Consider the following 17,521-nt stretch of genomic DNA (forward strand, 5'->3'; position numbering starts at 1 on the left):
TCGGCCGTCACGGGCAGGTGGAGACGGCGCGCATGACCGCAATCAGGACGGTTCTCGTAACCAACGCCTCCGGCTATGCCGGACCGGGCGCCGTCGGCGCCCTGCTGGAGGCTGGCTTCCGGGTGCTGGCTCATGACGCGTCGTTCGGCGATCCCGCGTCGTGGCGCGCCTTCGCCGGCGAACGCGAGAACCTCGAGCCGCTGAGCGAGACCGAGCCGGAAGCCGTGGTCTCGGCCGCGTTCGAACGCGCCGACCGACTCGACGCGATCGTCAGCAACGACCACCATCCAGCCCCGTCGCGCCCTCCCGGGAGCGCGCCCATCGAGGCGCTGCGCGACAACCAGTACAAGCTCGTCGAATTCCCCTTCCGGCTGATCCGCGCAGCGCTTCCGTCGCTGCGCGCGCAGGGGGGCGCGAATGTCGTGATGATCACGTCCAACCGTGACCGGCTGCCGCTGCAGGGCGGGGCATTTCCCGACGCGACGCGCGCCGCAGCCAACGCACTGGTACGCTCGCTCGCGGTCGATCTCGCGCCGGATCGGATCACGGTGAACGCGGTGGCACCCAACTTCCTTTACAGCGAGCAGTTCTACCCGGCCGCCTTCTACAAGCGGAGCGAGGCGGGCCGCGACTATGTGCGCCGCAGCGTCGCCACCGGGCAACTGGCCGAGCCGGAGGAGATCGGCGAACTCATCGTCTTTCTCGCGAGCGCGAAGACGCGCTTTCTCACCGGCGCGGTGATCGACTTCTCCGGCGGCTGGCCCTTCGGTCCACCGAGGCCGACGGGATGAGGCGGGCTGCCTGCTCGATTGCGTGAGACGAACGCCCTGCCGGCAGCGAAAAGGGCCCGGCATCACCGCCGGGCCCTCTCCGGAGCTTACTGGATCACCGCCTCGGCCGGCGGCCGCGCATTGCGGCTCACCGCGCGGCCGTTGACCGTGAGGGCCCCGGCCTCGGCGGAGACGTGGATGGTTTCACCATCGTGCAGCGTCCCGTCGAGGATGAGCCGCGCGAGCGGGTCCTGCAGCTCCTTCTGGATCACGCGCTTGAGCGGGCGCGCGCCATAGGCCGGATCGTAGCCCTTCTCGGCGAGCCACTCGCGGGCCGCCTCGTCGAGCTCGATCGTCATGTCGCGATCCTTCAGCAGGCGCTCCAGGCGCTGCAGCTGGATGTCGACGATCGCGCCCATGTGCTCCTTCTCGAGGCGGCGGAACAGGATGATCTCGTCGATCCGGTTCAGGAATTCCGGACGGAAGGCCGAGCGCACCGCGTTCATGACGCTGTCGCGCGCCTCCTCCACGTCGCCGGAGAGCAGGAATTCCGAGCCCAGGTTGGAGGTCATGATCAGGATGGTGTTCCTGAAATCGACCGTGCGTCCCTGGCCGTCGGTCAGCCGCCCGTCATCGAGCACCTGCAGGAGGATGTTGAAGACGTCCGGATGGGCCTTCTCCACCTCGTCGAACAGCACGACCTGGTAGGGCCGGCGCCGCACGCTCTCGGTGAGCGCCCCGCCCTCCTCGTAGCCGACATAGCCCGGAGGCGCGCCGATCATGCGGCTGACGGCGTGCTTCTCCATGTATTCGGACATGTCCAGCCGGGTGATCGCCGTCTCGTCGTCGAACAGGAATTCGGCAAGCGCCTTCGTCAGCTCGGTCTTGCCCACGCCCGTGGGGCCGAGGAAAAGGAAGGAGCCGATCGGGCGGTTGGGATCCTTCAGGCCTGCGCGCGAGCGGCGCACGGCATCGGACACCGCTTCTAGCGCCTCGTCCTGGCCGACCACGCGGCGGGTGAGGTTATCCTCCATCCTGAGGAGCTTCTCGCGTTCGCCCTCGAGCATCTTCTCGACCGGCACGCCGGTCCAGCGGCTGACGACCGAGGCGATCTGCTCCTCGTCGACGAGTTCCTTGACGATCGCCCCCTTGCCGTTGGTGCGGCCTTCGTCCTCGGCGGCCTCGGCCTCCCTGATGCGGCGCTCCAGTTCGGGAATGCGGCCGTACTTGATCTCGGACGCCCGGGCGAGATCGCCGCGGCGCTCGGCATCGGCGAGCTCGGCGCGCAGCCGGTCGAGCTCTTCCTTGACCTCGGTCGCCGAGGCGAGCTTCTCCTTCTCCGCGCGCCAGGCGGCCGTGAGCTCGGCCGAGCGGCTTTCCAGCTCGGCGAGTTCCTTCTTCAGGGTCTCCAGGCGCTTCCTGCTGGCCTCGTCATTCTCCTTCTTGAGCGCCTCGGCCTCGATCTTCAGCTGGATGATGCGCCGGTCGAGCTCGTCGAGTTCCTCCGGCTTGCTATCAACCTGCATGCGCAGGCGCGCCGCGGCCTCGTCCATCAGGTCGATGGCCTTGTCGGGCAGGAAGCGGTCGGTGATGTAGCGGTTCGACAGTGTCGCGGCCGCCACGATCGCGCCGTCCGCGATGCGCACGCCGTGATGGACCTCGTACTTCTCCTTGAGCCCGCGCAGGATGGAGATCGTGTCCTCGACCGTCGGCTCGTCGACGAAGACGGGCTGGAAGCGGCGCGCCAGCGCGGCGTCCTTTTCCACGTGCTTCTTGTACTCGTCGAGCGTCGTCGCACCGACGCAGTGCAGCTCGCCGCGCGCCAGGGCGGGCTTGAGGAGGTTGGACGCGTCCATCGCGCCGTCAGTCTTTCCCGCGCCCACGAGGGTGTGCATCTCGTCGATGAACAGGATGATCTTGCCTCCGGCCGCCTCGATCTCGGACAGCACGGCCTTGAGGCGCTCCTCGAACTCGCCGCGATATTTCGCGCCGGCGATGAGCGAGCCCATGTCGAGGGCGAGCAGTTTCTTGTCCTTGAGGCTCTCGGGCACGTCGCCATTGACGATCCGAAGCGCGAGTCCCTCGGCGATCGCCGTCTTGCCGACGCCGGGCTCGCCGATCAGCACCGGATTGTTCTTGGTGCGCCGCGACAGCACCTGCACGGTGCGCCGGATCTCCTCGTCACGCCCGATCACGGGATCGAGCTTGCCGGCCCGCGCGGCCTCGGTGAGGTCGCGGGCGTATTTCTTCAGTGCGTCATAGCCTTCCTCGGCCGACTGGCTGTCCGCGGTGCGGCCCTGGCGCAGATCGTTGATCGCGGTGTTGAGGCCCTGCGGGGTGAGTCCGGCCTGCTTGAAGATGTCGACGACCTTGGTCCCCGACACGATGGACAGGGCCTGCAGGATGCGCTCGGCGGTGACGTACTGGTCGCCGGCTTTCCTGGCGGCCTGCTCGGCGGTGTCGAACACCTCGCCGGTCTTCGGCGAGAGATAGAGCTGGCCCGAGCCGCCCTCGACCTTCGGCAACGCGTCGAGCGCACGGTCGGTGAGGTCGGCCACCTGCTCGGGGCGTGCGCCGGCGGCGCGGATGAGGTTGACGGCCAGCCCGGCCTCGTCCTCCAGCAGCGCCTTCAGCACATGCTCTGGCGCGAATTGCTGATGCTTCATGCGGGAGGCGAGGCCTTGCGCGCTCTGCAGCACCTGCCGGGCCCGGTCGGTATACTTTTCGATATCCATGTCGGTTCAGTCCCCTGGATTCTGACAGCGAGACAGGCGGACGGTCGCCTTCTTGGAAGCACGAACGATGCCGCCGTTCGAGCCTTCAGTTAGGTGTGACTTTCTGAGCACACAAGGTTGGCGGCGCGGATTTTTCGGGAACAATCCGCTGCCTGCCCTGGCGGGCTGGACCGGACGAGCCATGGCTCCGCGGCAGAGAGCGGCGCGGCGGGCGGCCCGGACCCGCGGTCCGCGCGGCCCACGGCTGGAGAACGACTTCGCTGATGACAGTCAACGCAAACGAAAACGCCCCGGCGCGGCGGCCGGGGCGTGATCGTGTCCATGGCGCAACGGCGTTACGCCGCCTCGCTGTCCTTGTCCCCGCCCGAGCCGGTCGAGCCTTCGCCGTCGCCGACCTTGTCGAGAGCCTCTTGCGCGGCCTTGTCGGTGCGCGGCTTTCTGGGGGCGCGGGGCTTGCGCTTGGGCGTGTCCTGCGCGGTCAGCTCGCTGCCGCCGCTCTGGGCCTCGCCCTCACCTTCCGGGTTGACGATCGCCAGCGGGTCGGAGGCGTCCACCGCGTCTTCCTTGCGGCGGCGACCCCGCCGTCCGCGGCCCTCGGACCTGTCCTCGGACCGGTCGGATCGGTCGTCCTCATCATCCTGAGCATCGCCGGAGCGGGGCGGGCTCTCGCCACCGCGTCCGCGATCGCGATCGCGATCGCCGCGGCGCCGATCGTCCCGGTCCTGACGGTCGCCACGATCCTCGCGGCGCTCGTCCTGGCGGAAGGACTGGTCGCCCTGGCCGCGCTGGTCCTGGCCGCGCTGGTCGTGCTGGCCGCGCTGGTCCTGTTGACCGCGCTGGTCCTGCTGGCCGCGCTGGTCGCCGGACGGCTCGCCGTCCTGGCGCTCGTCGCGCCGGGGCTGGTTGGCCTGCACGATACGGAAATAGTGCTCGGCATGCTGGTAGTAGTTCTCCGCCATCACGCGGTCGCCCGAGGAGGACGCATCGCGCGCGAGCTGGAGGTATTTCTCGTAGATCGTCGAGGCGTTGCCCCGGATCTTGACGTCCGGCCCGTTGCTCTCGAACGACCGGTTCTGCTGGTTGCCGCTGGACTTGCGTCCGCGCCCGCGTTGTCGCTTCATGTTGTGAAACCTGACCTTCTTGCCGGTATTGCCTGCGGCTGCTCACGAAATCGGCGCTTGTACAGTTCAAGCCCCGCTCGCCGGCACCGGCGCGTATCCGCCGGCTGTATCCGATGATCGTGAGGGCCGATCCTCCGGCAGACCGCTTGCTAATATAGCCGCAGCAGCCCCGCTGCGGCGTGCCGTCTCTACCGGGTTCGTGTTGTAAAGTAGCGTCAACACCCCCCTGATTCCAACCCCTCGTGTGCAAATATTCGCGCCTGCACCAAGTTTCTGGCCTGTCAGCCGAAATCGAACACGATCGCGCGATGCCGGCCGGCGAGGTCGCGGCGAAGCTCCGCGCGCCCGGCGCCGGCCTCGCGGGCGAGGGCGAGCACCGCTTCGCCCTGGTCGAAGCCGATCTCGAACACGCCGGTTCCGCCCGCGCCCAGCAGCCTGCGCGCTTCGGCGAAGAGGCGGGGATACGGATCGAGCCCGTCCGCCCCGCCGTCGAGCGCCAGGCGCGGCTCGTGATCCTTTACCTCCGGGTCCAGCGTGTCGATCACCGAGCTCGCGATATAGGGCGGGTTGGAGACGATGAGATCGAAGCGGCCGCCCACGCCGTCCGCCCAGGAGGTTCCCACGAAGGCGATTCGCGACGCGAGCCCGTGCCGCGCGGCATTCTCGCGCGCCACCGCAAGCGCAGCCGGGCAGAGATCGGTCGCCACCGCCCGCGCATGGGACAGTTCGCTCAGCAGGGCGAGCGCGATGGCGCCCGAGCCGGTCGCGATATCGAGGATGCGCAGCGGCGCGGAGCGATCCGTGGCGGCCTCGAGCGCCACCTCCACGACCGTCTCGGTATCGGCGCGCGGGGTGAGCACGTCGGGCGTGACCTTCAGGTCGAGCGTCCAGAAGGGCTGGCTGCCGAGAATGTGGGAGAGCGGTTCGCGCGCGAGCCGGCGCGCGAGCAGGGCGTCGAGCGCGGCGCGCTCCGACTCGCCGATCTCCTGCTCGGGCCGGGCGGCGAGATCGCTGCGCTCGAGGCCCGCCGCGGCGAGGATGAGCTGGCGCGCCTCGAACGCGGCGTCTTCGATCCCCGCCGCTTCGAGCCGTCCGCGGACGCAGCGAAGGGCCTCCGCGCGGGTCAATGGCCGGTCGGGGCCGTGCCCGCCTCGTTCAGGATCCAGTCTGCCACCGTCTGGAAATACCCCGGGACGTAGCGCGTGTAGAGGCGCTCTCCGCCTTCAGTCGTGCGGAACAGGCGCATGCCGTGATCGGCGTCGGGATAGAGCACGATGTCGATGTCCTGGCCTTGTGATCGCCGCCGTTCGAGGATCGCCTGGGTGGAAGTCGACGGCGCTTCCGCGTCGGAGCCGGCGAGAAGCCACAGTACGGGAATATCGAGGGCATCGAGAGCCGGAGCCGGATCGTGGCCCCAGGGCGTCCCGCGGTCGACAAACGGCCAGGCAAGCCGGACGAGCCAGAGCGGGTAGCGCAGCAGGTCGCGCGAAAATTCGCCCTCGATCGCTTCGAACCAGGGTTCCCCGCCATGCTCGCGCTTGAGCCGGGCGAGTTCCCGCCCGCCTTCGCGAAATCGGGTCGCCATCAGACGGCCCGTGACCGCCGCCACCTCGCTTGCGGCCGCCACGTCTGCCTCTGAATAGCCCGCCTCCCGAAGCGCGTAGACGACTTCCAGCCGGTCCTCCTCGGCCGGGCCGACCGCCAAGCCGTAGGTTACGACGACGAAGTCCGGGTCGCTGCGCATCGCGGCCCGGGGCGCCACCCAGCCCCCCTGACTGGCACCGAAATAGCCAGCCGCCTCGATCCGGTTGCCCGCCAGGCGGCGCGCCTCGTCCAATGCGGCCGCCGCGTCGGCGGCGAGCAGGGCGAAATCCTGCGTGTACTCGCCCGTCGATGTACCCGTTCCGCGCTTGTCGTAGACGAGGACCGCGACACCCCGGGCCGGAAGCATGCGCTGCATGAAGTCGTAGTCGAGCGCAGAATAATCTCCCGAACCGTGCACCAGCACCGCCAGCGGGAACGGGCCCTCGCCCGGCGGCAGGACGAGCCGGCCGGCAAGCTCGACGCCGGCGCCGGCGAAACGCGTCTCCTCGATCACAAGTGACACCCGCGTGGCAGTCGGATGCCCGGCATCGAGACCCGACACCGTGATCGCCTCGCTCCCGCAGGCACCGAGGTCGAAACGGGCAGGGTGCGCATCCGCGGTCCAGCCCGCAACGCCCGCCCAGAGCCCATCTTCCGCCTGCGAGAGGCTGCCGGTCTCGCCATCCAGCGTGCGCCAGCGCAGGCCTCCGGCAGACAGGGGCGACAGGTCGATCAGCTGGTCCCCGGCGGCGTAGATACCCACATGGCACGCGGCCTCGCCCGGACCGGCTTCGGGCGTGCAGGCTGCGAGCAAGAGGACGAACAAGGATGCCAGGACAGGCATGCCCCCCCGTTCCCTGCGCATGCTCACGCCTCCTGCATCGCGGCCAGGCGCTCGGCCTGGTCGGCCGAGATCAGGGCGTCGATGACCTCGTCGAGCGCGGCCCCGGCGATGACGTCCTCGAGCTTGTAGAGCGTCAGGTTGATGCGGTGATCGGTGACGCGGCCCTGAGGGAAATTGTAGGTGCGGATGCGTTCGGAACGGTCGCCGGAGCCGACCTGTCCCTTGCGCTCGGCGGCGCGCGCAGCGGCCTTCTCGCTGCGCTCCTTCTCGTAGAGGCGCGCCTTGAGCACCTGCATGGCGCGCGCGCGGTTCTGGTGCTGGGACTTCTCGGCGCTGATCACCACGATGCCGGTCGGCAGGTGGGTCATGCGCACGGCGGACTCGGTCTTGTTGACGTGCTGGCCGCCCGCACCGGAGGCGCGCATCGTGTCGATGCGGATGTCCTCGTCGCGGATGTCGATATCGACCTCTTCGGGCTCGGGCAGCACCGCGACGGTCGCCGCCGAGGTGTGGATGCGCCCGCCGCTCTCGGTGACCGGCACGCGCTGGACCCGGTGCACGCCGGACTCGAACTTGAGCCTCCCGAACACGCCATTGCCCTTCACGTTGGCGATGACCTCCTTGAAGCCGCCGACCTCGGCCTCGCTGGCCGAGACGATCTCCACGCTCCAGCCGTGCTCGGCCGCGTAGCGCTCGTACATGCGGAACAGGTCGCCGGCGAACAGGGCCGCCTCGTCCCCGCCGGTGCCGGCGCGGATCTCCAGCATGACCGAGGCTGCGTCGTCCTTGTCCTTCGGGAGCAGGAGAAGCTGGAGCTCCTGCTCGAGACCCGGGATGCGCTCGCGAAGCTCCATGCGCTCCTCGCGGGCGAGCGCGACCATGTCGGGGTCCGAGCCGTCCTCCAGGATCTCCTCGGCCTCGGCGAGGCTCGTGCGCGCCTCTTTCAGCTCGCGCGCCTTGTCGGCCACCTTCTTGAGTTCGGCATGCTCCTTGGAGAGCCTGACGATCTCCTCGGGATCGCTGGCCGCGCCGAGGCGGGCTTCGACCTGGTCGAAGCGGTCGATGACCTGATCGAGCTTGGATTCTAGAACTTGCATGGCCGACAGATACGCATAAGCGGGCGAGACGGGAAGGGGCCCGTGTAGCGGCTCTTACGTCTGCTCGCGCTCCAGATGGGTGATGACGCCGGGATAGGTGAAGCGTTCGAACCCGTCCATGAGGTCCTCGATGCGATCGCTCTCCAGCAGCATCTTGCGGTGCTTGTCCTGCAGGAAGCCCTCCCCCGTCATGTTGTCGAGGAATTCCAGGAGGCCGTCGAAATAGCCGTTGACGTTCAGCACCCCGACCGGCTTCTCGTGGCGCCCCAGCTGGGCCCAGGTCCAGATCTCGAAGAGCTCCTCCATCGTGCCGATCCCGCCGGGCAGCGCCACGAAGGCGTCGCTGGCATCGGCCATGAGCTGCTTCCTCTCGTGCATGGAGGAGACGATCTTCAGGTCCTGCACCCCGCTATGGGCGACCTCGCGCTCGTGCAGGAAGTCGGGGATGATCCCCACGACATGGCCGCCGGCCCCGATCGCCGCATCGGCGACGAGGCCCATGAGCCCGACCCGCCCCCCGCCATAGACGAGGGTGTGGCCGTTCTCCCCGAGATAGGTGCCGACCCGGCGGGCCGCCTCGGCATAGAGCGGGTTGTTGCCGGCGTTGGAGCCGCAATAGACGCAAATCGACTGTTTCATGCCTTCAAGCCTAGCCCGGCTGGAATTCACAGGCCCAGCGCCGAGCGCACCTCCTCGTTCCAGCCGACATGGACCCTGCCTTCCGCCTCGACGACCGGACGCTTGATGAGCGCGGGATGGGCGAGCAGCAGGGCTTCCAGGCCGGTGCGCGAGCGCGTCATCGCCTGCTCGGTCTCGGTGAGCCCGCGCCAGGTCGTGGACCGGGTGTTGAGGACGCGCTCGGCGCCGACCGCATCGATCCAGACCGGGATCTTCTCGTCGAGCCGCTTCATCTCGCGCAGGTCGACGAAATCGACATCGTGGCCGGCATTGTCCAGCGCTTTGCCCGCCTTGCGGCAGGTGTCGCAGGTCTTCAGGCCGTAGAGCGTCATTGCGGTCATTCTTGCGGTCTTCCTCCTCTGCCTCACACGGCGAGCGCGGCGAGATCGCGCACCGCCATGACGATGAGCACCAGCGATGCGAGCGTGAACAGGGCGAAGCGCACGGGAATGAAGTTCACGAGGCCCTGCCACAGGCTGTGAACGATCCGCAGCGCCACATAGCTCCAGGCGAGCATGATATCGAGCCCGTCGGCGACGCCGGCGAGATGGCCGTAGAACACCAGCGCATAGAAGATCACCGGCTGCTCGTGCAGGTGATTGTAGTTGTCGGCGACCTGGCGCACGGCGCGCGGCAGCACCTCCATCTCCGACTTCTCGCGCATCTTCGTCGGGTCGATGCCGGCCGCCTTCATGGCCGGGATGCGCGTGGCGTACATCCAGACCCACATGACGAGCGTCCAGGCCACAAGGATGAGTGCAGGCGTGAGTATCGTGTCGAACATGACGGGCGTCCTCCCCGGAAAAAGCCTCGAGGCGAGGACTAGACGCCGAATCGCGCCCGCCGGGAAGCCCCGCACTTGTCCCCCGAGGGGATAGCGGGAAGCCCGACTCCTACAACGACTACTATCGGCCTGGCTGCGGCCAAGGCGCTGAAATGGCGGGAACCGGCACGGCCGGCCGGGTGCGGGGGGCGGCAGTCTCCGTCTCATCGGACCGGTCCGGGCGGGAGCGGCCTGCCCGCTTCGCGGCGCGGCGCGGCGGCAGGCCGGCAGCGCCAGTCTAACCCCGCCCGGCCGCCCCGGGGATTTTGCAATCCGCGAGGAACTTCCCGGCCCGGGCGCGGCGTTGGACGCCTGCAAACGGCAAATCACCGAGGAGGACCGCCATGTCCGTCGCCCGAGTCACCGAAATCTCCGCGACCTCGCCCGACAGCTTCGAGGCTGCCATCAAGGCCGGCATCGACCGCGCCAACAAGACCCTGCGCAACGTGAAGGGCTGCTGGATCAAGGATCAGAACGTCATGGTAGAGGACGGCAAGCTCAAGGAATTCAAGGTGAACATGGAAATCACCTTCGTCCTGGAGGACTGAGCCGCGCCGCGGGCAGGCTCGGCGCGAACCGGCCGCCCCCCTCACCGCTCGGCGGACTTGACCCGATACTCGTCGGCTTCGCCGAGCGAGCGTTCGAACGCCCCGCCCTCGGCTAGGAAGGAGTGCGCGCGCGGGTCGCCCAGAAGATGGGCGTCGAAGAAGGCGAGCGCGGCGATGCGCACGGCCCGGACATGGCGTTCGAAGTCGTCATCCGAGCGCGGTGCACGCCCCCCGAACGTCATGTGCGCCGCCCCGTCGAGCACCAGGGCGTACTGGTCCACGTCGCGGATGGTTTCGAACGGAATCAGCCGCTCGCGCGCGGACACGTCCCCGCCCGGGGACTCGTCGCGCGTGCCGGTGATGTGGAAGACCGGCGCGGTCATGTCCTGATAGGCCGCCTCCGCCGTGCCGTAGCCCGGCCGCGGCGGGGAGGGGCTGAGCGCGAGGGCGGCATCGAATGCGGGCACGGCGAGGCTGCGGCCATAGCCTTCCACCGCCTGGCCGGCCGCGACCAGCGTCGAGATGGCGCCGAAGGAATGGCCGTACACCCCGAGCCGCGAGGGATCCAGTCCGGCCGCCGCGCCCATATGCGCGATCTGCTCCGCCGCGAAGGCCAGATCGCGGAACCGGTCCTCGGCGAGCGCGGGGTCGTTCACCGCGGCGCCGATCTGCGCGAAGGCCTCGCGCGCGGCATCGCGGCGCTCGCGGCGCGGCACGGCCCTCACGGCCTCGCGCACCGCGTCCCCGTCCGTCCCGGCGTGCTCGATGTGGAAGGAGGCGTAGCCGAAGCCGGCAAGATACTCGCCGAGCCAGGCCCCGCCCTCGCGCGAGCCGCCTCCGCCGTGGGAGAAGACGAGCACTGGCGCCGACTCCACGCCGGCGGGGCGATAGAGCCGCCAGGGAATCTCGCGCGACCGTGCCGCGTCGGTCCAGCTCCCGTCCTCGATCTCGACCGCGAAGCGCCGCGCGCCGGCGCGATAGTCCGGCGCGGGCGTGGAATCGGGCGCGGGCGCGGCCTGCAGATCGCGCGCCCGCGGGTCGACCGCGTCGCGAAAGCGCTGGGCGTGCGCTTCGGACAACGCTGCCGCGGCCAGCACGAGCGCGGCACCGGCCGCGAACCATTTCTGGAGCATGACGAGCCTCCCTGGTGTCTGCGACCTGTGAAACGCGCCGGCGCGGCGCAGTCCGTCGCGATCGCTCAGGGGGCCTCGAGGAAGGCCAGCGCCGCGGCCTCGTCGCTGGTGTAGAGCACGGTGTGGCCGGCCGCGACATTGGCCTCGCGATGGGCGACCATCACGTCGTGGCCGGGTTCGTGGCACAGCACCGCGACGCGCGATCTCGGCACGCGTCCGGCATGCTCGCGGAAGCGCTGCGCGAGCTTGGCGGTTTCCAGCGGCCAGTACGCCTCGCGCATGTCGAGCAGGATCCGCCTGTCAGGCTGCTCCTCGTAGACCTCCATGCAGAAGTCGAAGGCGTCGCGCGCGCGCACGTCGGAGCGGAAGGCGCTGAGCTTCATCAGCACGAAGCCGCGCGCCGGATCGGCATCCACCGTCGCGCCCTGGTATTCCACCGCTGCCGGGCCCGGAACGATCCGGGTTCCCGCGCTGATCGTCGCCATGTCCCACTCCGCCTGTCTGCTGTCGGGCGGCCACCCTGACCCCCGGGCCTTAAGAGGGCGCAAATGCCGCTGCTCGCGGGGAGGCCGGCTTGACGGTTGCGCGTGCGGGGCAGCCAATGTGCAGACCTCGGCCCCGGAGCCTGCCATGACCCGCCGCACCCACCCCGAGTATGCCGGAATCCATCACGCCAGGTGCCATTGCGGCAGCGTGGTGCTGGAACTCGACCTGCCCGAGGGGATCGTCGATCCGCGCCGCTGCGACTGCTCGATGTGCCGGCGCCGCGGCGCGATCGTCGCCTCTGTGACGCTGGACCGGCTGAAGGTGATCGAGGGCGCGGACAATCTCGGCCTCTACACGTTCAACACCCATACCGCGCAGCACTTCTTCTGCCGGACCTGCGGCATCTACACCCACCACCAGCGCCGCTCGAACCCGAACGAGTACGGCTTCAACGTGGCGTGCATAGACGCGATCTACCCGTTCGACCTGGACCCCGTCCCGGTGCGCGACGGGCAGAGCCATCCGAGCGACCGCAAGCGCTGAGGGAGAAAGGCGCGCCTTTCCGGTCACAGCCCGGCATCCTTGCACCGGTCCCGCCGCGGCGCGCTTGCAGGTCCCCATAGCCTCCTGTTTACTTCCCCTTAACCGGTGCGAGCCGGACAGCCGCGGGGGCGGCGACGAGAGGGGGCATTCATGGGTCTGCGGATCGGCGCGATGCTGGCGGCCGCGTGCGCGGCGGCGCTGAGCCTCATCACCGCATCCGGCGAGAGCCAGGAGCCGGCCTCCCCGGCCCCTCCCGTCACGATCGGCGTGTTCGGCGACAGCCTCGCCGACGGGCTGTGGGTCGGGCTGAGATGGCAGCTGCGCGGCGACAACCGCGTCGCCGACGTCGTCCAGCTGTCGGAAGTGTCCACCGGCTTTGCCAACTGGACCTATCGCGACATCGCAGCGAAGACCGAGGAGCAGCTTGGCCTGGGCCGTTACGACATCGCGGTGGTGATGTTCGGGTCCAACGACATGCAGGGCATTCGCGACGGAACCGGCAGCGTGCACCGCTTCCGCTCCGCCGGATGGGAAGCGGTCTATCGCGAACGGGTCAGGATCGTGCTCGACCTGCTGCACGATCACGGCGCGCAGGTGATCTGGGTCGGCCTGCCGGTGATGCGCTCGGCCGGCTACGACGCCAATGTCCGGCACCTGAACGCGATCTTCGAGGAAGAGGCCGAGGCCGCCGGAGCGGTCTATGTCTCCACCCGCGAGGTGAGCGCCGGGCCGGACGGGGGCTATTCGGGCTATCTCGAAGACGCTTCGGGAACGCCGCGCCTGATGCGCGCCGATGACGGCATCCACTTCACGCTTCCCGGCTACCGGCGCATCGCCGCCCCGGTCGCCGCGGTGATCGATGCCGCGCTCGCCGATCCCGAGCTCGGCCGGCCGCGGCCCGCCGAGCCGGAGACGCCCGCCTTCGAGAGCCTCGTCCAGCTCTACATCCGCGGCGAGCCCTATGTCTGCCTGCCCGCCAGCGAGGCCCAGATCGACGCCGCGCTCAGTCCCGAGGCCCGCCGAAGCCGGAACTGACGGCTCACCGGCGCGCCAGAGAGGGGGCGGCGCGATGCTCTTTCCGACCTTCACCTTCGCGGTCTTCTTCGTGATCGTCCTGTTCGGGGCGTGGGCGCTGGAGTTCGACAATCACCGCAGGAAGCTGTTCCTGCTGGCGGCGAGCTTCGTGTTCTACGGCTGGTGGGACTGGCGCTTCTGCGGCCTGCTGTTCGCCAGCGCGCTCGCCAACTGGATCATCGGTCAGGCGATCTGGCGCACGCCCGCCCGCCCGGTGCAGAACCTGCTGGTGGCGATCGGGGTCGCGGCCAATCTCGCCGTTCTGGGCTTCTTCAAGTATTACGGCTTCTTCCTGGAGAGCGCGGCGCAGCTGCTCGCCGCCCTCGAGCTTCAACGCGACCTGCCGCTGATGCAGGTCATCCTGCCGGTCGGGATCAGCTTCTACACCTTCCAGGGCATTTCCTACGTGGTGGACATCCGCCGCGGCGATGTCGACCGGCCGCACGGGCTGCTCGACGCCATGCTCTACATCTCCTTCTTCCCCCAGCTCGTCGCCGGCCCGATCGTGCGCGCGCGCGACTTCCTGCCCCAGCTCGAGCAGGTGCCCAGGATCAGCCGGGAGATGATCGCGCTCGGCGCCCTGCTCATCGCCTGGGGCCTGTTCAAGAAGACCGTGATCGCCGCCGAGATCGCCGACCGGCTGGTCGATCCGGTCTTCTATGCCCCGTCCGAGTACGGGCCCGTCGACCTGCTCTTCGGCGCCTACGGCTATGCGGTCCAGATCTATTGCGACTTCTCGGCCTATTCCGACATCGCGATCGGGGTGGCCGCGCTGCTGGGCTACCGCTTCGCGAGGAATTTCGACCAGCCCTACCGCGCGGCGAGCTTCTCCGGCTTCTGGCGGCGCTGGCACATCTCGCTGTCGACCTGGCTGAGGGACTATCTCTACATCCCGCTCGGGGGAAACCGCGGCGGGCGCATCGCGACCTACCGCAACCTGATGATCACCATGCTGCTCGGCGGGCTGTGGCACGGGGCGGCATGGACCTTCGTGCTGTGGGGCGCGCTGCACGGCGCGGCGCTCGCTGTCGAGCGGGCGATGGGGCTCGCAGACAAGGCGCGCGGGCTGATCTCGCTCCTCGTCACCTTCCACGTCGTGTGCCTCGGGTGGATCCTGTTCCGCTCGCCGAATTTCGACATCGCCGGACGCTATCTCGCGGGCTTCTTCGCCACCGAAATTCCGGTCCTCGCGCTCACCCCGTTCACGGCCGGGCTCGTGGTCTTCGGCCTGGCGCTCAACTTCCTGCCCCCGCGCGGCATCGAGCGGGTGGCCGCCGGGCTTGCCAGAATGCCCTCCCCGCTCGCGGGCCTCGTCATCGCCTTCCTGCTGCTCGTCGTGGAAGCCCTGCGCCAGAGCGGCATCGCGCCTTTCATCTATTTCCAGTTCTGAACGGATCCCCGCCATGCAGCCCGACCCGATCCGAGACGCACTCTACGAGACCCCCGAAACCGAGGCCGGCCACGCGAGGAACCGGCTCTGGATGACGAACGGGCTCGTCGCCGCCGCCCTCTTCCTGGCCGCCACCAATGCCGACGCGGTGGAACGCTGGGCCGCGGCGCAGAAGCCGAACTGGGCGATCGAAACCATCCGCCTCACCGCCGGGGTCTTCGCCGAGCGCATGGCGATGATCGGCCTGGACCGGCCCAAGCTCGCCCTGCGCGAATGGTGGGAAGGGCTGAAGCGGGAAGACTGGGAGGATGCGGGGCGCTGAGCCCACAATTCGCTTGCCAAGATACGCAAACCCATCACCATTGCGGCGCTGGGGGTAAGGAACGCGCGCGAGGTGCGTGCGCTCCGGGAGAAGGGCCTTTGAGGGTCGTGGACAGCCTGTTCATCTGCGGCGCGGGACATTCGGGCTCGACCCTCCTCGGCATGGTTCTCGGCGGCGCGCCGGGCGCCTTCTATGCCGGCGAGGCGGCCAAGGTGCGTTACCTGCACGACGCCTCCAAGCCGCTGCGGAAGCGCGCCTGCAAGATCTGCGGCGAGGACTGCCCGGTCTGGGGCGGCTTCCACCCCGATCCGGATGCACCTCTGCATGCGCAGATCGCGGACCGCACCGGAGCCACGCTCGTCATCGATTCCACCAAGCGGCCCGACTGGATCGAGGCCCGGGCCGGCGAAGCGCGGGCCGCGGGCGGCAGGGCCGGGCTGATCTTCCTCAAGCGCGACGGGCGCGCGGTGATCAACTCGCGCATCCGCAAATATCCCGGTCGCGACCCGGCCGCGCAGATCGGCCAGTGGATCGACCAGATGGCGCAGGCCGAAGCCCTGTTCGCCCGCTTCGAGGGTCCAAAGCTGGCCGTCCGCTACGAGGCGTTCGCGACCGACCCCGAGGCCGAGGTGCGCCGGATCTGCGCCGCGCTCGGCCTGGCCTTCGATCCGTCCATGCTCGACTACGAGGCACGGGCCCACCATCCGCTCGGCGGAAATTCGGGAACCCAGTTCGTCGCCGCGCGGGCCGCGAGCCCGGCCGTCGAACTCGGCGCGTCGCGGCGCGCGTATTACGCCGGCCATCCCGGCGGCATACGCCTCGACCAGCGCTGGACGCAGGAACTCTCCCGCGCGCACCGCGCGCTATTCGAAACCCTGGCCGGCGAAATCAACGCGGCCTACAGATGGGACCTCGTTGAGTCGTGACCAAGATCGACCTTGTCTTCCGCCAGATCGACGAGCGCACGCGCGATGTCGCGCTCGAACTCGCCAAGCGCCACATCCGGCCGGACCGCATCTACGTCATCGACGACGTGCGCCCGTTCACCGAGTGCGTGAACCAGATGCTGAAGATCGACCACGACTGCGACTACGTGGTCTATCTCGACGCCGACTGCCTCGTGCTCGAGGACATGCGCGGCTTCATCGAGAACTGCGATTCCGCCTATGTCGACGCCTATGTCAGCGACCGCTTCCGCGGGCGCATCCATTGCGGCGTCCACATCACGCGCATCGACCTGGTGCGCGCCATGGCGGCGATCACCCCGCCCATCGGCGACATGAAATACGTCCTGCGCCCGGAATCGCGGCTGAGAAATCTCGCCATGAAGCCGCTGAGGATGAGCAAGCAGTTCCGCAATTTCGACATCCTGCACGACTACTTCCAGTACAATCGCCACATCTTCCAGAAGTACGCGCTGCGCGAGCTCCGCAGCCGCACCCGGGTCCAGCTGCACCGGCTGTCCTCGGCGATGCGGCGCTGGCCGGAGCCGGACGGGCGCGCGGAGAGCCACGATTACGAGATCGCCCAGCGCGCGATCGAGTATACCCGCGAGCGCATGCCCAAATCGGCGAGCGCGGCGGAGGTGCACGACTTCATCGCCAGCCTGCCGGCCCACGCCGATGCGGAGCTCGCCCGCATGGGGCTCGGCGAGAAGCCGCAATTCACCATGGCCGATCTCGACGCCTGGCTCGCGAGGAACGAGCACCGGCCGTATTTCGGCAACGAGACCACCCAGTCGAAGATCTTCGGCATCGGCCTGTCGCGCACCGGCACGCGCTCGCTGACCAGCGCGCTGCAGATCCTGGGCTTCGACTGCGCGCACTATCCCATCGACGAGGACACCTATACCGAGCTGTCCAACGGGCAGTACGACCTCACCCTGCTGCGCGACCATGACGGGCTCACCGACATCACCACCGTGCCCTTCTACCGCCAGTTCGACCGGCTCTATCCGGGCAGCAAGTTCATCCTGACGGTGCGCGAGAGGGAGAGCTGGCTGCGCTCGTGCCAGAACCACTGGTTCAACCGGCCCGCCTTCAAGCAGGCCGAGGATCCCGACGACGAGGTCCACCTGCTGATGCGCCAGTTCCTGCGCGCGGCGGTGTATGGCTGCTACAATTTCGTTCCCGAGCGCTTCGTGGAGGTCTATGACGAGCACGTGCGCCAGGTCCGCGAATACTTCAGGGACCGGCCCGGCGACCTGCTCGAGATCGACATCTGCAGCGGGGAAGGCTTCGCGAAGCTCGCCCCCTTCCTCGGCCGCGCGATGCCCGTCGAGCCCTTCCCGCACAAGGGCGCGCTGCTGACCCAGAAGGTGGATGCTGCCAGGAGCGCGAAGGCCGTCGCGGAATGAGGCCGGTGCGCCGGGAG

At 68.8% G+C, this 17,521-nt stretch carries 18 protein-coding genes; 8 read left to right on the forward strand and 10 right to left on the reverse strand.

What is annotated here, in order from left to right; genetic code table 11:
- Positions 1-32: 32 nt before the first annotated feature.
- Positions 33-791, forward strand: coding sequence for an SDR family oxidoreductase (locus tag JW792_RS09715; protein WP_135997069.1), 759 nt, complete (start codon positions 33-35; stop codon positions 789-791).
- Between the two features lie 86 nt (positions 792-877).
- Here JW792_RS09715 and clpB read toward each other — a convergent pair whose 3' ends face one another.
- The 8 genes from clpB to JW792_RS09755 all read right to left on the reverse strand — a co-directional run bounded on the left by clpB (position 878) and on the right by JW792_RS09755 (position 9,613).
- Positions 878-3,505 (reverse strand): ATP-dependent chaperone ClpB, encoded by a 2,628-nt coding sequence (gene clpB / locus JW792_RS09720; protein ID WP_135997071.1) that lies wholly within the window; start codon positions 3,503-3,505, stop codon positions 878-880.
- Positions 3,506-3,840: 335 nt separating this feature from the next.
- On the reverse strand, positions 3,841-4,626 hold the full coding sequence (locus JW792_RS09725) for a DUF4167 domain-containing protein (RefSeq protein ID WP_135997073.1): 786 nt from the start codon (positions 4,624-4,626) through the stop codon (positions 3,841-3,843).
- 281 nt (positions 4,627-4,907) lie between these two features.
- The gene (gene prmC, locus JW792_RS09730) at positions 4,908-5,753 is read right to left on the reverse strand and encodes a peptide chain release factor N(5)-glutamine methyltransferase (protein WP_206340777.1); all 846 of its coding nucleotides are present in this window, start codon (positions 5,751-5,753) and stop codon (positions 4,908-4,910) included.
- Positions 5,750-7,054, reverse strand: a complete 1,305-nt coding sequence (locus JW792_RS09735) for an alpha/beta hydrolase family protein (protein WP_158291640.1) — start codon at positions 7,052-7,054, stop codon at positions 5,750-5,752. The genes prmC and JW792_RS09735 overlap by 4 nt, the downstream gene beginning before the upstream one ends.
- A 23-nt stretch (positions 7,055-7,077) precedes the next feature.
- Positions 7,078-8,151, reverse strand: a complete 1,074-nt coding sequence (prfA, locus tag JW792_RS09740) for a peptide chain release factor 1 (RefSeq protein WP_135997079.1) — start codon at positions 8,149-8,151, stop codon at positions 7,078-7,080.
- Positions 8,152-8,205: 54 nt separating this feature from the next.
- Positions 8,206-8,790: an LOG family protein gene (locus JW792_RS09745; protein ID WP_135997081.1), complete on the reverse strand. Its 585-nt coding sequence runs from the start codon at positions 8,788-8,790 to the stop codon at positions 8,206-8,208.
- Positions 8,791-8,816: 26 nt separating this feature from the next.
- On the reverse strand, positions 8,817-9,170 hold the full coding sequence (locus JW792_RS09750) for an ArsC/Spx/MgsR family protein (protein WP_192900992.1): 354 nt from the start codon (positions 9,168-9,170) through the stop codon (positions 8,817-8,819).
- A 23-nt stretch (positions 9,171-9,193) separates the two neighbouring features.
- Positions 9,194-9,613, reverse strand: a complete 420-nt coding sequence (locus tag JW792_RS09755) for an MAPEG family protein (RefSeq protein ID WP_135997084.1) — start codon at positions 9,611-9,613, stop codon at positions 9,194-9,196.
- Positions 9,614-9,996: 383 nt separating this feature from the next.
- On the opposite strand from JW792_RS09755, the gene JW792_RS09760 reads away from it, so the two are divergent.
- Complete coding sequence (locus tag JW792_RS09760; protein WP_135997086.1) at positions 9,997-10,200, forward strand: dodecin family protein; 204 nt, start codon at positions 9,997-9,999, stop codon at positions 10,198-10,200.
- 41 nt (positions 10,201-10,241) lie between these two features.
- Here the strand turns inward: JW792_RS09760 and JW792_RS09765 are convergent, their stop codons facing one another.
- Entirely contained in the window at positions 10,242-11,333 is a 1,092-nt protein-coding gene (locus JW792_RS09765) for an alpha/beta hydrolase family protein (RefSeq protein ID WP_135997087.1), read from the reverse strand.
- A gap of 65 nt (positions 11,334-11,398) precedes the next feature.
- Positions 11,399-11,818, reverse strand: coding sequence for a hypothetical protein (locus tag JW792_RS09770; RefSeq protein ID WP_135997089.1), 420 nt, complete (start codon positions 11,816-11,818; stop codon positions 11,399-11,401).
- A 145-nt stretch (positions 11,819-11,963) separates the two neighbouring features.
- Between JW792_RS09770 and JW792_RS09775 the strand changes: the two genes are divergently transcribed.
- The 6 genes from JW792_RS09775 (at position 11,964) to JW792_RS09800 (ending at position 17,504) form a co-directional block, all read left to right on the forward strand.
- Positions 11,964-12,362: a GFA family protein gene (locus tag JW792_RS09775; RefSeq protein WP_135997091.1), complete on the forward strand. Its 399-nt coding sequence runs from the start codon at positions 11,964-11,966 to the stop codon at positions 12,360-12,362.
- A 150-nt stretch (positions 12,363-12,512) separates the two neighbouring features.
- Entirely contained in the window at positions 12,513-13,397 is an 885-nt protein-coding gene (locus JW792_RS09780; protein ID WP_135997093.1) for an SGNH/GDSL hydrolase family protein, read from the forward strand.
- 34 nt (positions 13,398-13,431) lie between these two features.
- Positions 13,432-14,826, forward strand: coding sequence for an MBOAT family O-acyltransferase (locus JW792_RS09785; RefSeq protein WP_135997095.1), 1,395 nt, complete (start codon positions 13,432-13,434; stop codon positions 14,824-14,826).
- Between the two features lie 13 nt (positions 14,827-14,839).
- Positions 14,840-15,148, forward strand: a complete 309-nt coding sequence (locus JW792_RS09790) for a hypothetical protein (protein ID WP_135997096.1) — start codon at positions 14,840-14,842, stop codon at positions 15,146-15,148.
- Between the two features lie 107 nt (positions 15,149-15,255).
- Positions 15,256-16,074, forward strand: a complete 819-nt coding sequence (locus JW792_RS09795; protein ID WP_241095118.1) for a sulfotransferase family protein — start codon at positions 15,256-15,258, stop codon at positions 16,072-16,074.
- Positions 16,071-17,504 carry a sulfotransferase family protein gene (locus JW792_RS09800; protein ID WP_135997100.1) on the forward strand — a complete coding sequence of 478 codons (1,434 nt, stop codon included), beginning with the start codon at positions 16,071-16,073 and terminating at the stop codon, positions 17,502-17,504. The genes JW792_RS09795 and JW792_RS09800 overlap by 4 nt, the downstream gene beginning before the upstream one ends.
- Positions 17,505-17,521 lie beyond the last annotated feature (17 nt).

It is taken from the genome of Marinicauda algicola, from assembly GCF_017161425.1.
Classification (GTDB): domain Bacteria; phylum Pseudomonadota; class Alphaproteobacteria; order Caulobacterales; family Maricaulaceae; genus Marinicauda; species Marinicauda algicola.